15 protein-coding genes and 1 other RNA gene are annotated in these 13043 nt (G+C 34.8%); 3 read left to right on the forward strand and 13 right to left on the reverse strand.

The features are described from left to right. Window positions 1–205: 205 nt before the first annotated feature. The 9 genes from NSQ89_RS11450 to NSQ89_RS11490 all read right to left on the reverse strand — a co-directional run bounded on the left by NSQ89_RS11450 (window position 206) and on the right by NSQ89_RS11490 (window position 8790). Window positions 206–376 (reverse strand): hypothetical protein, encoded by a 171-nt coding sequence (locus NSQ89_RS11450; protein ID WP_156485380.1) that lies wholly within the window; start codon window positions 374–376, stop codon window positions 206–208. A gap of 103 nt (window positions 377–479) precedes the next feature. Beyond that, window positions 480–1613 carry a THUMP domain-containing class I SAM-dependent RNA methyltransferase gene (locus NSQ89_RS11455; RefSeq protein ID WP_144544890.1) on the reverse strand — a complete coding sequence of 378 codons (1134 nt, stop codon included), beginning with the start codon at window positions 1611–1613 and terminating at the stop codon, window positions 480–482. A gap of 210 nt (window positions 1614–1823) precedes the next feature. Beyond that, window positions 1824–2203, reverse strand: an RNA gene (rnpB, locus tag NSQ89_RS11460) — RNase P RNA component class B. 108 nt (window positions 2204–2311) lie between these two features. After that, a complete protein-coding gene (gpsB, locus tag NSQ89_RS11465; protein WP_047940407.1) occupies window positions 2312–2614 on the reverse strand; it encodes a cell division regulator GpsB in 303 nt (100 codons plus the stop codon). Between the two features lie 75 nt (window positions 2615–2689). Next, a complete protein-coding gene (locus NSQ89_RS11470; protein ID WP_095322300.1) occupies window positions 2690–3247 on the reverse strand; it encodes a DUF1273 domain-containing protein in 558 nt (185 codons plus the stop codon). 396 nt (window positions 3248–3643) lie between these two features. Then, the gene (locus tag NSQ89_RS11475; protein ID WP_047940405.1) at window positions 3644–3988 is read right to left on the reverse strand and encodes a CotD family spore coat protein; all 345 of its coding nucleotides are present in this window, start codon (window positions 3986–3988) and stop codon (window positions 3644–3646) included. Between the two features lie 396 nt (window positions 3989–4384). Then, window positions 4385–5641, reverse strand: a complete 1257-nt coding sequence (locus NSQ89_RS11480; RefSeq protein ID WP_341132636.1) for a ribonuclease H-like domain-containing protein — start codon at window positions 5639–5641, stop codon at window positions 4385–4387. Between the two features lie 10 nt (window positions 5642–5651). Beyond that, complete coding sequence (locus NSQ89_RS11485) at window positions 5652–7922, reverse strand: DEAD/DEAH box helicase (RefSeq protein WP_341132637.1); 2271 nt, start codon at window positions 7920–7922, stop codon at window positions 5652–5654. Between the two features lie 79 nt (window positions 7923–8001). Continuing rightward, complete coding sequence (locus NSQ89_RS11490; RefSeq protein WP_047940402.1) at window positions 8002–8790, reverse strand: alpha/beta fold hydrolase; 789 nt, start codon at window positions 8788–8790, stop codon at window positions 8002–8004. Window positions 8791–9014: 224 nt separating this feature from the next. On the opposite strand from NSQ89_RS11490, the gene NSQ89_RS11495 reads away from it, so the two are divergent. Together NSQ89_RS11495 and NSQ89_RS11500 are read left to right on the forward strand one after the other, a co-directional pair. Further along, the gene (locus NSQ89_RS11495) at window positions 9015–9497 is read left to right on the forward strand and encodes an Hsp20/alpha crystallin family protein (RefSeq protein WP_047940401.1); all 483 of its coding nucleotides are present in this window, start codon (window positions 9015–9017) and stop codon (window positions 9495–9497) included. Between the two features lie 150 nt (window positions 9498–9647). After that, a complete protein-coding gene (locus NSQ89_RS11500) occupies window positions 9648–9800 on the forward strand; it encodes a YpzG family protein (protein WP_082138221.1) in 153 nt (50 codons plus the stop codon). A 62-nt stretch (window positions 9801–9862) separates the two neighbouring features. Here NSQ89_RS11500 and NSQ89_RS11505 read toward each other — a convergent pair whose 3' ends face one another. The 4 genes from NSQ89_RS11505 to NSQ89_RS11520 all read right to left on the reverse strand — a co-directional run bounded on the left by NSQ89_RS11505 (window position 9863) and on the right by NSQ89_RS11520 (window position 12348). After that, complete coding sequence (locus NSQ89_RS11505) at window positions 9863–10375, reverse strand: YppG family protein (RefSeq protein ID WP_341132638.1); 513 nt, start codon at window positions 10373–10375, stop codon at window positions 9863–9865. A 176-nt stretch (window positions 10376–10551) separates the two neighbouring features. Next, window positions 10552–10923, reverse strand: coding sequence for a YppE family protein (locus NSQ89_RS11510; protein WP_047940400.1), 372 nt, complete (start codon window positions 10921–10923; stop codon window positions 10552–10554). Between the two features lie 51 nt (window positions 10924–10974). Further along, window positions 10975–11229, reverse strand: coding sequence for a hypothetical protein (locus NSQ89_RS11515; RefSeq protein ID WP_047940399.1), 255 nt, complete (start codon window positions 11227–11229; stop codon window positions 10975–10977). 144 nt (window positions 11230–11373) lie between these two features. Further along, on the reverse strand, window positions 11374–12348 hold the full coding sequence (locus tag NSQ89_RS11520) for a DUF2515 domain-containing protein (protein ID WP_047940398.1): 975 nt from the start codon (window positions 12346–12348) through the stop codon (window positions 11374–11376). 89 nt (window positions 12349–12437) lie between these two features. On the opposite strand from NSQ89_RS11520, the gene recU reads away from it, so the two are divergent. Continuing rightward, window positions 12438–13043 carry a Holliday junction resolvase RecU gene (gene recU / locus NSQ89_RS11525; protein WP_047940397.1) on the forward strand — a complete coding sequence of 202 codons (606 nt, stop codon included), beginning with the start codon at window positions 12438–12440 and terminating at the stop codon, window positions 13041–13043.

Raw genomic sequence — 13043 nt, forward strand, 5'->3', positions numbered from 1 at the left:
CTACGAATTATGCTGCTTGTCTTTAATCTTTATCTATTTAATAAGCAATGAATAATATACTTAATTTTTTCATGACGAACCTTAATCATAGTCAATTTGACTGCAATATTCAAGTGAAAAGAGGGTTGCCTCCAAAAGAATCAGGCACCCTCTCTTACATCATTTCATTATTAATTATTTTGGAATATCTTCGTCCTGCTTTTTCTTATCCTCTATCTCTTGATAAGGAATAAGTCATGGCCTGCTGAACCATTTGTTGTGCTGCTGATAATTGCTGTAAAACAGCTTGATCAGCAATACCTTCTTCTTCTATTAGATTTACCGAAGAATTTAACGCACCGATTATTTTTGTATAATCTATATTACTATCTTTCATAAAACTTCCCTCCAGAAAATTACGTATAGAATAAATATATACTGTTACTCAAAAAATATACTTATTTATAAGATGTAACTTTCTAAAAAGCAGACTTTATGTGTTAGTCTCTTTTTCGCTTGCCCCAGTATTGATAATAATCTGTTCGAATGAATCCGTTAAATAGTTTGCGTTTTTTCGTCGCTTTTCTGCCATAATGTGTTTCAAACTCTTCATCACTTGTAAGCATATAAATAGACCATGTTTCAAGTGGTGCAAATGCTTGTCCCATTTCCTGATACATTTTTTGAACAGACGGTTTATCTCCTAACCGCTCTCCATATGGCGGATTGCCTACAATAACACCATTATCTTTCATTGTGGTAAAATCTTTTACTTGCATTTGCTTAAAGGTAATAAGGTCTCCCAGTCCTGCTTCAAAAGCATTTTCTTGCGCTATTTGAATCATCCGATGATCGATATCAGTTCCAATGATTTCAAGTGGTTGATCATAATTTGCGTTTTCTTCTGCTTCTTGACGTACCTCTTCCCATACTTCATTTGGCATCCAATCCCATGTTTCCGAGATAAAATCACGATTAAAGCCTGGTGCGATATTTTGCCCGATTAAAGCTGCTTCAATTGGAATGGTACCAGATCCACAAAAAGGATCTACAAAAGGTCGATCCGCTGTCCAATTAGTTAATAAAATTAAAGCAGCAGCAAGTGTCTCTTTCAAAGGTGCTTCCCCTTGTCCTGCGCGATACCCCCTTTTATGGAGTCCTTGTCCTGAAGTATCAATCGTTAATGTAACAATATCCTTCAAAATAGCAACTTCAATCTTAAATAACGCGCCGTTTTCCTCTAGCCAACCTGTTTTCTTATAATGAGTGCTTATCCGATTAACAATCGCCTTTTTAACTATTGCTTGACAATCTGACACACTGAAAAGCTTTGATTTGACAGATTTACCTGAAACCGGGAATTGTGCATTTACTGGAAGATATTCTTCCCATTTTATCGCTTTTGTTTTTTCAAAAAGTTCATCAAAGGTTGTTGCTTTAAATTCAGCAACTTTAATCTTTACACGATCAGCAGTACGAAGCCACATATTGCTTCTTGCAATTGCCTTTTCGTCGCCTTTAAATAAAACTTTACCATTATCCACCGAACATTCATAGCCTAGCTCTCTTACCTCTTTTGCAACTATTGCTTCAAGTCCCATTGCTGCAGTAGCTATTAAGTCAAAATTTCTCATAACGACTCCTTTATCATCATTTTAGCTGTATTTTCTTATGTATCATTATTGCTTTTTCTATAGCTTCAAATTAGTATGTATATTCCATATAAAAAGGATGACCAGATTATATGAATGACATACTGATTAGAAAAAAATTCTCCCAGCATATCAGACACAAATCTACGTGTCACCCTTTGTCATGTTATTATCATTATAATCAATATCACGCTCTATAAGCCATGTTCTGTTCCTTTGTACTCATGCGACTTTTCATCTCGTACTAAGGCGGTAATCATCTATCTACAGAAAATAATTTCTGTCCTTCTCTTCCGTTCATTTCCTCAGAGAAAGTTCCCCTACCATAATTTGGGTTTCTCGCTCGTGGGGTTTACCTCGTTCCACCCTTGTCATTTCTGACAAAGCTACGTCACTGTGGCACTTTCAAAGTATTCATACCATATCCGAAGACTTAGGTATTTTCCCTGCCGTCAGCATAAAGATGCTGCCCTAGCTTATTTTTTGACTAGGCACGAACACTACAAGCATCTCAGCTTGTGCGAGCATGGACTTTCCTCTACAAACAAGGTTTGCAGCGATTACCAAAGCGTTTTATTGATACAATAGCTATTATAGTTGTTTTACCTATCTAATGCAATGGTTATTATAGGAAATTATTAGCTTTTCAACTATAATACTGCATAGAAAGTTTAAAAACATTAATCATATAACTTACTTCCAAATACATGCTTTTCTAAATTAGATAACCTTTTTAAAATATCAAAGTTTGTAGTTCCGGCTGTCGTTGGAGCAGGCTGTCTACGACTAGCTTCCTCTGCCAGCTTCTTTAAACGTAAATTCTCTTGCTGCAGTTCTTCAATTTCTTGGTGAAGGGTTTCATAATCTTTAATAATTAAATCTAAAAACTTATCAACTTCTTCTGGTTTATAGCCCCTTACACCTGTTTTAAATTCTTTTTCTAAAATATCTTTTGCTGTTAATTTCATTTTATCTGATAGCATTTATCGCTCACCTCAGTCGATTACCATTTATCTCAATTATTTTTTCAAAGAAACGCCATTTTGTCAATAAATCTATTAATACTCGTCCTGAAACCTTGCTTCTTCTACAATATCTTGGAGATCTGAAAATTGAATTTTGCGAATTTCATATGAGTTTTGCTCCTGATACTTTTGTGCTAGCTCATATAAGTACTTAGGACTGCCAGGGTTCTCTTCATCATAAAAAAGCAGTAACACATCACTTTTTGTTAGTAAAAAAATATTCTTATCTTTTAATTGCTGGGGACTTTCATAGGGCTTCTTCGAAACAGAATCAACAAAATCAGCTTGCAAGATTATTTCTTCATACCATTCTTGATTAGCCTCTTTCCAATTCTGTTCCTGTTCAAGGAAAGGTGTAATCACCCCTAGTTTTAAGTCTGGATATTCTTCCATCTGCAAATCGTATACTACTTCTGCAGCCCATAGCTCTGTTCCAAGCTGGCCACTTATTAATACCCACTCGAGTCCTTCTTCGAGCAGTGCTTGCAAGTTCTTTCTAATCGCTATCTTTATGTATTCGGCTGCTAATTCGTCTCGCTTAAATATTCCAATTTCGAAAGGCTTATAGCCAGAAATGACGGCTATTTTCATAATAATCTAAGGAACTCCTTCACAATTACAGTAGTTATATAAAATATATCATAAATATATTATCCCATAAAGAATTTATATTTTTTTAGTCAAAGATTGCTGTTTCGCAGCCAGTCTATCATTACAGATTCATTATATGATAAGTATTTGATAAAATGAATGAAAATAATCTACCCAATAAATTTCCACACATTTTTATATAAACATAAACGAGTTTGCAGCAATGCCTCGTGTTCTCATTAGTGTGCAACTTAAGGAAAATGATTCCGTTGTATAGCAAATAACACAATATAATAATACGAGACCCAAAATGACAAAGAGGACTAGAATGAAAACATTCTGGTCCTCTTTGTCTACAAACTACAAGAAACTTAAAAAGCACCTTGTGTTTTTTCCTTATCGTTTTCTGAATGGAAATCCACCAGGCATTCCAGACATACCAGCTTGACCTGGGAAGAATTGACCAGTTGCTGTAAATGGAGTTCCTCCCATTTGAGGAACAGCAGGTGCAGTTGGGAATGGAGCTGGAGCAGGACCCATATTAGCTTGAGTATTAGTTACTACTGTCTCACTAGATTGAGTGTGCGGGAAGAAATGTTGGTGCTCGTAGTTCACATGATTTACAGTAGTAGTGTGAGTTGGGTGGATATGCGGCACAATATTATTTGTAAAAGTGTTATTCACGCAACATTTTGTCGGATGAACTACTGCAGGTAAAATATGATTAGGTTTACAATGCATAAGAAAATCTCCTCTCAAATAATTTAGTTATCTTACAGTAACAACTTATGTTGAAAGGGATAATCTTGTACTAATACAAACACCTATTTTGTCATGTTTTTTAAAGCTTTGTTTATCGATGCAAAAAATTGTATAAAAGAAAAGCGTAAAAGCTGTCTTTTAGTGTTGAAAACAAGATGATGGTTAAACAAACAAGCACAAAAAATAAACACATAACTACTTTATACAATTCGTTCACTCCATTAGTATTTCATTTAGACTGTTTATCATTCTATGAAAAATACTTCTTTTCCCTATCTTCTTTAAAAGAGAATATTATTTCACTTAATGAATACATTCCTATTTTAATAGGGAACGAGAGTACATACAACTAGGTGATTAATGGAATTATTGATTTCATTTAATCGTATGCAGTTTTCTAACTAGACGTTCGTGCCTTTTTTGAAGTTCTTGTTCCATCTTCCCTAATGTTTCTTGTTTATAAAGTAGATTTTGCGCTTTTTTTGTGAATTGTAATGCTCTTTGAGGATTTTTCTCTTTATGTTCAGCGAATTTTGCTAGTTCAATTAATGATTGAATAACCATGACCTGATTCGTCTTCCCTGTATATGTTTCCGCAATTTTTTGCCACAAACCAAGAGCATCCTCAAACTTCTTCTCTCTTTTATACTCCTTAGCTAATAAAAAAGCTGCTTCTAAAAGCTCTTCTTTATTCTGCTCCTTAATACTCTCTAAGTTTTGCTTAGCAACATTTGTTTGCCCGATAATTGCGTACCATTTCCCTACCTCTAAAGTCTCTCTTGCACTGATTTTTTGATCTTTTCTTAACAATTGACTGCTTAGATGGGTGTACAAGGTAATTAAAGAAAGAATATCTATTTCATTATGCTTTAAGATGCCAAGCATTCCTTCAGGATTCTTTCTTTCTACAAAATCAAAGTAAATCATTGGAGCAAGAAACCCAGGAATGTCATTCTCCCGCTTTACCCCGAGAATTTCTTCTTCCACTATAGATAATTTTGTTCTTTCTAAACGATGCTTCCACATACGGCGGGAAGCGTGGTACAAATCAAAGTGACCAAATTCAGGAAGGTTTGGTACATGCTCCTTAATTAACGTATGTCTTGTTTTCACTTGCGGCCAATCAAAGGCCTTGCCGTTATAGGTTACGAGAGTTGTATAGTCTACATTCTCTAAGAAACTATTAAATAAAGGCACTTCTGCTCCAGGATGTGGCAATACATGCTGTTTTAAAACGATCTCCTCTTGTTGTAGCTGAGCATAACCAAGAATAAAAATAGTATTGCCTGCACCGCCTCCAAGTCCTGTTGTTTCTATATCAAAAAAGAATAAATCCTTGGGCTGATGTCCTTTTGCAGAAAGGGGATGATCATAGCTTACCTTATTCCATTCATCAACCACCCCACAAAAATCTCGAAATGTATAATTCCCGTGTTTATAATCGAGAGGATAGCGAACTTCTCGAATTAAGCAGTATTCACTATCCAACCAATATGGCAAGACATTTTCCTGTTCCCACTCCTTCATAAAGGGGATTGTCCCCTTTTTTGCTTCGAGATTTTTCACAAGTATGGTCTGCTCTTCTTTTTTTAGATGTGTCTTCATTCTGTTCAATTTATTTTTAATAGACATTTTAATCCCCTTATATGGAAATCTCACTATTCTCTAAAAGCGAGAGAATTTTCATTACATCTATTTTACTGTTATGCGCATGGCTCTCTGTCCCTATGCAGGAAGGACAGCCATATTCACAGGAACAATTTTTCACCATTTTTTTTGCTTCTTTTAATACGGCAGGCATTTCTTCATATATCTTCTTACTTAAACCAATCCCGCCAGGATATTGGTCATAGAAGAATATTGTTGCTTTTTCATTATGTTCTGCTTTTACTTGTGGGACTACATGCAAATCTTGTGGATCTGCCATGACAAGTAATGGGGCAATATGCTTTAATGCATGAGCAGCCCCTAATAGACCCTGTTCTGTTTGCTCTTGTTCCCATACCAAATCACTTGGCTGAAAAGATATCCATGCTGCATTTGTATGGAGCTCCTCTTCTGGCAGAGTAATCGGGCCAGAGCCAATATTTTCATGGGTTTCAAATTTTATTTTTTTAAAAATAGTGCTCATTGCAACAATGCTGACATCACCAAATCCGGTTTCTGCTTTTAGATAGTTGCTTTTATTATCTTCTTCTAACACTTTTAAGGATACCGCTAAATTTGCATCTGTATAATAATCAACACTCACCTCGCGGACATATGCTTTCTTTTCTTCCCAATCAAGCTTTTCTACTTGATATTGTATTCCTTGATGCATATAAATTGCTTCTTCATGCAATAATGTCATCGCTGAAAAGCGATCGCTTTCGCCAATTACTCTGCTTTTACTTACATCCGAAATATCAATAATAACGATATTTTCTTGAGAAGCAGAACGGAGACTAATATTATGAGCTGGAAAAGAATCATTCATCCAATACCATTTATCCCCATTTTGAAAAAGAATGCGCTCTTCTGTTAAAAATTCAAGTATTTCGGTAATCTCACAATTGCCAAAAGTATCCCCTTCTTTAAAAGGAAGTTCGTAAGCTGCACATTTCATATGATCAATGAGAATAATAAGATTATCAGGATTTATTCTCGCCGTTTCTGGATTTCTGCTAAAGAAATAATCTGGATTTGCCACCATATACTGATCTAGAGGACTTGAGCTAGCGACCATAATAACAAGGGATTCATCATGCCTGCGGCCTGCTCTTCCTGCTTGCTGCCACGAACTTGCAATTGTACCAGGGTATCCAGTCATGACACAAGCTTGAAGTTGTCCAATGTCCACTCCTAGCTCTAACGCATTTGTACTGACCACACCATAAATATTGCCTTGACGTAATCCCTGTTCAATTTCTCTTCTTTCTGTTGGCAAATAGCCGCGGATGGATTTAGGTCCAAGCTGAAATTTGACAAGTTCCTGTAAGTACGTAAGTAATATCTCTACTCGTACACGGCTTTTGGCAAAAATAATCGTTTGAATTTTATTTTTCAACAATTCTCCTGCTAATTGGCGTACTTCTAAAGTAGCACTTCTCCTTATATTCAAAGGGATATTCACAATAGGAGGATTATAAAAAACAAAATGTTTCTTTCCACTTGGAGCACCATTGTTATTTATTAATTGGACACGTTGTTCTGTTAAGTTTTCCGCTAATTCTTTTGGATTTGCAATCGTAGCAGATGTACATATAAAAATAGGATTGCTGCCATAAAATGCACAAATCCGCTTTAATCTACGGATTACATTGGCTACATGACTCCCGAATACACCTCTGTATATATGGAGCTCATCGATAATGACGTACTTAAGATTTTCAAATAGAGATACCCATTTTGTATGATGGGGCAAAATGGCAGAATGAAGCATATCTGGATTGGTAATAACAATATGGCCAGCTTTTCGAACTTTCTGCCGAATAGAAGCAGGTGTATCTCCATCATATGTATAACTATTTATTTGTAGTTCTGCACTTTCAATTAATTCATTCAATTCGCTTTTCTGATCCTGTGCAAGTGCCTTTGTAGGAAACATATATAATGATCGAGCGTTTTTGTCCTCGGCAATCGACTGGATGACAGGCAGATTGTAGCAAAGCGTTTTACCTGATGCTGTTGGGGTGACAGCAACGATGCTTTTCCCTTCTCGAATTGCCTGATACGAGGAATGTTGATGTGTATATAACCGGGTGACCCCGCGCTTTTGCAAAGCATCTTTTAAATTAGGAATTAAATCATCTGGAAGCGGAACGGTAACAGCCTCTTTCGCTTCAATTGTATGCCAAAAAGAAATTCTCTCTTTATATTCATCTTTTGTTTTTAAATCCTTTATAATTTCTTGAAGATTTTTACGTACTTTCATTTTGTTTCACCTCTAATACATCTATTTTATCGAATAGACGTTCGATTTGAAAGAGATTTTAACAAGAAAAAAGCAGCCATTATTTACTATTTGACGAAATAAAGGAATGAATCGCATTTGCCAGCTTCTCTGGTGCTTCCTGCATACTCATATGCCCTGTTTCTAATTGCACTTCTGAGACATTCCTATTTGAAGCAGAAGTAACGCGATCTAAGGAAACCACTTTATCCTTCGTTCCCTTTATAAGTAAAACAGGAATCTTCGCCTGTTCAACTACACCATTTCTATCTGGTCTTTTTCTCATTGCTGCTTGTGTCTCCATCGCCGCAATTCCATCGGTTTGATAGCCAATTTTTTTTGCTTTTTCTACTTCATCAGGTAAATTCATTAGTGACTCATCTGCGAATAAATTAGGAATTAACCCATTGACAAACTCTTTTATTCCAAAATTTTGGATTTTACGAATAGCATTTAATCGGCCTTCTTTCCCTTCTTCTGTATCAGAATAGGCAGTGGAATGTACTAAGCCAAAGCCTTTTAAATGCTCTGCAAAAAGTTCAGCAAAGGCCAATGTTACATAGCCCCCAAGTGAATGACCAAACATATATACTTTTTCTATCTCTAATTTTTTTAACAGCCTATTTATGTCCTTTGCTAAATCTTCTATCTCAAATGGTTCACCGCTATAGGTAGAGCTGCCGTGTCCTCTTAGATCTACTGCTATTACATGATACTTTTCAGAAAGGAGTGGAATGATATACTCCCAATAATCGACACTGCCACAAAAACCATGAATTAATACAACGGTTTCTCCGTTTCCTTCTTCTATATAGGATAGTTGTTCATTGTCAACTACAATATGATTCATCTTTAAAAACTTCCTTTCTTTCTTTTTCCTTTAATATATCACTTTTTTTCTATATGGATGAACGAAACATCCTCTGACTATATAGAATTTCAAAAAATTTACACCCAAACACCAATTCAAGCTATTGGGCATAGGATAGTAGAAAAAAGTATATCCATTTTTAAAGCAAAAAAGAAATACTTAAAGCTTTCATTCATATTTTAAGTGTAAGGAGTGAATTTATTATGTCATCCAATTTCCCAATGGATCCAAACAAAAAAGAAAAAACACCGCAGCCATTAAATGGGTTCATGCGTTCTATGAATCAGTTTTTTCAGGAAAAGCCAGTGAAAAACTTTCTGCAGCAAATGGATGAATTTTTTAGTAACCCATTTCCTAATATGGCTTTTCCACTGAGTGTAAATGAAACAGAAGGTGCTACGATTATTAAGGCAGAGCTGCCTGGAGTTAATAAAGAACAAATTCAATTAGACATCTATGATCATTATTTAACTATCAGTATTAATCATCAGGAAATTTTAACAGAGGAAAATTCGCAGACTAAAACATTTCATACAAGTAAAACGTATAAAAGAAACAGCCGAAGCATTGCATTTCCTCATCCAATTGATGAAAGAAAAGTAACGGCATCTTATCAAAATGGATTGCTTACGATTAAAGTCCCTAAACAAAAAGGAAAAAAAATTATGATTGAAGATCGAGACTAATCCATAAATTCAGAAAGAGTAAATTTTCCTTTCTCTGCACATAATATTAGTGGGTGTTAAAAGAATATCCTCTCCTTCCATACGGTAGAAGGAGAGATCCTTTTTCTATCCCTTCTATTTCTTTCTAATCTTACTTCCTGAGGTGATATGATGAGTTATAGAGATCAGTTAGATTCTCATTCTGCGCTTTTTCATCACAATTGGACGAGACCTAAACGTTCTAAATCCCAAGTAAATGGGCATACGCAAATGTCTCAGAATAATATCATTCTAAGAAGTAATGCAAAAGCACACCGCTGGTAGTAGAGAAAAAGAAATTGAGGCTGTCGCATGACAGCCTCTGCTTATTGCTTCCTAAAGGTATGTTACACCTTAAAGATTCCCCCGACTCCTTTTACCAATCCTGTTACTTGATTCATTGCATTCATCATCATTCCTGCAGTATCCATCATTTTATTAAAATCTAAAGAACCATCTTGTGATTTAAAAGAATTCATAATGCTTTTCATATTTCCTTGTTTTTTCGGAATAAAGGACTGCTTTGGATATGGATTCATAAAGCCTTGACTTTGATTCATATAATTGGGTGTGTATTGATTCAGTTCACTGTTCTCCATATAATGAAGTGGATTTTGGAATATATCTTGTGTATTGTTTTTATAAGCATTTTGCGGGTGGTAATAATTCGATTGGTTATTTTGATAATTCGGCTGCATTAGTGGCATGTTGTAAAAATTTTGTCCATTCATGCCTGCTCCATTCCACTGTCCTTGATTTATATATGGATGATATAGTCTGTTATCAGATGACACAGGATGCGTATAAGCGGTCTGATAAGGTGGCATGTTCCAGCTTTGTTGATTAGATGCTTTATTCATGAAATTCTATCCTCCCACGTTAAAGATATCCTTATCTACTATATGATAATAACGCCTATACTGTGCATTGATGTACCAATAATTTGACCTCTATGTTATCTCAGAAGGAACAGGAATTTAAATTTAACAAAAAAGCAAAAAAAAAAAGAGAAATTTCATCTCCCTTTTACTAATCCTTATTTCGTTTCATTTTTTAACGCATCCAGTAATGTTTGCAGTATATATTTTACAGATTTCGCTGAATCAAGAAAGCGTTTTTTACTTGTTTGCGTAAAAAATGCCTGAATAGAAATAATTTCAATATGATCAGCGGCTGTATTTATTTGGATCTTATTCAAATAATCAGGCTTAGATTTCTGCACCCACTCTGTCGCCATTTCCTTCCATTTATCATTAAGCTCTTTAATCTGATTGGCAAAAGGTCGGACAATCTCATAAAAATCCTTATCAACTCCTGATTCCTTCACTTTATAAAACGTATCTAATGCATACTCTACTGCTTCTAGAAGCTTAGTTGTATATTCCATCAATTGATGATTTTCCGTCAATTTTGCCACTCCATTTTTACCTATTATCGTTAATGATTTTATTTTAACGATTTACTTTGCCAAGTTCAAGTAAAGAGGCATTTGTTGTCGCGGACCATCTGTATGAATAGTTAATTTACTGGCTGCCATTTTTTTCTCCATAGTAGTGATTCCTCTTTCTATGTCATTTAAAGAAGTAATATGCTCCTTCACAAGATGCATGTTTTGATTAAAGGAATTTAAAAGCATTGCATCCAATGTATCTAATTCCTCTTGGATTTCCTCTAACAGATTCAATAACTTTTCTTTTGTATAAGCATTTTCCATGCAAATCCCTCCAGGCTATTTTGATATATACTCTTTCTTTTTTTTTAGCAACTATCCTGCATTGTTGACAAAACTAGAAGAGATTCGGCAAAGAAAGTACATATTCTTATTACTGGTTTAAATTTCGACAAGATTAAGCAAATATTAGGTTAACCATTTGTTTTTCTGACGAATAAGCGCATGTAATTGCTGCTGTTTTTTCAGATACCAATCAGTAATATGAAAAGGTTCTTTCTGTTCCTTCAGGATGCGCCACTTTTTCTTGATATTCTTTTTAAACCAATCATTTCTTAATATATATTGATGCCTCACTACTGGATAAGCAGCTCGTAAAATAGGTGTCGTATTGGTTAAATTTGGGTATATGTATTTTTCATAATCACTCCTCGAACCTGTATGTTCTATTTTTCTTGCAAAATCATAAAACTCTTGATATAAATTAGGTTTAAATAAAAGACTTGCTAAAGTATTGCCAAGCTTAATCCGTTCGCTTAGTGATGTGAAGTTAGAAACGCTTGCCCCATAAAGTGTTCCTTGCAAAGTTGGAAAAAGTACTGCGTTAAAATGGAAAAAATCTTGAAAAAGATATGGAAGATAATGAAAAACATGATGCTTAATTGTTGTGTTTTCTATGACAGGCTGTTGAATAACATTTTGTTCATTAATAATTAAGCTATTCATTAATCTTTTCTTATTTTTATTCTCCCAATAGAAATTCCATTCTTCTTCCATAAAAGAGGAAACTTGAAAAAATTTTAATAAATGAAACATTGGCAAGTTTTTTTTCGTCGAATATTCATAGAGTAATAATTGGGGGTATGCATCATGAAAGATCAGCCAATTAGCTTTCTCGTAAGTTAAGAATATTTGCTGTCTTTTTTCTTGACTAACTACTTGTGGGAGCCAAGTTCCATTCAAGTCGCACATATTCCAGCCTGCATTTCGGGAAACCTGACTCGCAAGAAACGCCCATTGTATTTCTTTATGTTTGTTATAATAGTGGAGATATGCTTTCGTTCTCGAAATATTGTCAAAGTTGCACTTATCGGTAATTAGTCTTATTCTATTAATAAGTTTTTCTTCTTCCAATGAAGAAAAATATGATTTTTTACCTATCAAATTGTTCACCTCTTATGAACGCTTTATGGTATTATTGTTTGTTGATTGCAATAAGTTATACTTTGAAAGAATCTTTGTGAGGTGAAAAAATGAAGATTCATTATCCAAATGGGAAAAGGTACACTCCTTTAAAAAACGTACATACCAAGCCGCCCCAAAAGGTAAATTATAGTAATCGAGGTATGACACTAGAGGATGATCTGAACGAAACCAATAAATACTATTTAGAATTTGGAAAGGCAGTCATACATAAAAAGCCGACGCCTGTTCAAATAGTCCAAGTCGATTACCCTAAAAGAAGTGCTGCTGTAATAAAAGAAGCCTATTTTAAACAAGCTTCCACTACAGACTATAATGGTGTTTATCGAGGTAAATATATTGACTTTGAAGCGAAAGAAACGAAGCATACAACTTCCTTTCCGCTGAATAACTTCCATGAACACCAAATCAAGCATATGCGGTTGGTATGTGAGCAACAAGGAATTTGCTTTGTCATTATCTCCTTTTCTGAAACTAATGAAATATTCTATTTAGATGCAGAAAAACTATTTGTATTTTGGGAAAGAATGATAAATGGGGGAAGAAAATCGATTACAAAACAAGAATTAGCAAGCAATGGTCATTCCATCAGCCTAGGTTACCGACCTCGAATTGACTATATAAAAGTAATCGATACTATTTATGATTTTAACTAA

Source organism: Niallia sp. FSL R7-0648 (assembly GCF_038007005.1).
Lineage (GTDB): Bacteria > Bacillota > Bacilli > Bacillales > Cytobacillaceae > Niallia > Niallia circulans.

Coding starts and splice junctions, on each gene's coding strand:
- gpsB (WP_047940407.1), bottom strand. CDS start 2,614: ATGCTATCAGATAAAATGAAATTAACAGCAAAAGATATTTTAGAAAAA.
- NSQ89_RS11490 (WP_047940402.1), bottom strand. CDS start 8,790: ATGAATCATATTGTAGTTGACAATGAACAACTATCCTATATAGAAGAA.
- NSQ89_RS11475 (WP_047940405.1), bottom strand. CDS start 3,988: ATGCATTGTAAACCTAATCATATTTTACCTGCAGTAGTTCATCCGACA.
- NSQ89_RS11505 (WP_341132638.1), bottom strand. CDS start 10,375: ATGAATAAAGCATCTAATCAACAAAGCTGGAACATGCCACCTTATCAG.
- NSQ89_RS11485 (WP_341132637.1), bottom strand. CDS start 7,922: ATGAAAGTACGTAAAAATCTTCAAGAAATTATAAAGGATTTAAAAACA.
- NSQ89_RS11455 (WP_144544890.1), bottom strand. CDS start 1,613: ATGAGAAATTTTGACTTAATAGCTACTGCAGCAATGGGACTTGAAGCA.
- NSQ89_RS11470 (WP_095322300.1), bottom strand. CDS start 3,247: ATGAAAATAGCCGTCATTTCTGGCTATAAGCCTTTCGAAATTGGAATA.
- NSQ89_RS11500 (WP_082138221.1), top strand. CDS start 9,648: ATGAGTTATAGAGATCAGTTAGATTCTCATTCTGCGCTTTTTCATCAC.
- NSQ89_RS11480 (WP_341132636.1), bottom strand. CDS start 5,641: ATGTCTATTAAAAATAAATTGAACAGAATGAAGACACATCTAAAAAAA.
- recU (WP_047940397.1), top strand. CDS start 12,438: ATGAAGATTCATTATCCAAATGGGAAAAGGTACACTCCTTTAAAAAAC.
- NSQ89_RS11495 (WP_047940401.1), top strand. CDS start 9,015: ATGTCATCCAATTTCCCAATGGATCCAAACAAAAAAGAAAAAACACCG.
- NSQ89_RS11515 (WP_047940399.1), bottom strand. CDS start 11,229: ATGGAAAATGCTTATACAAAAGAAAAGTTATTGAATCTGTTAGAGGAA.
- NSQ89_RS11450 (WP_156485380.1), bottom strand. CDS start 376: ATGAAAGATAGTAATATAGATTATACAAAAATAATCGGTGCGTTAAAT.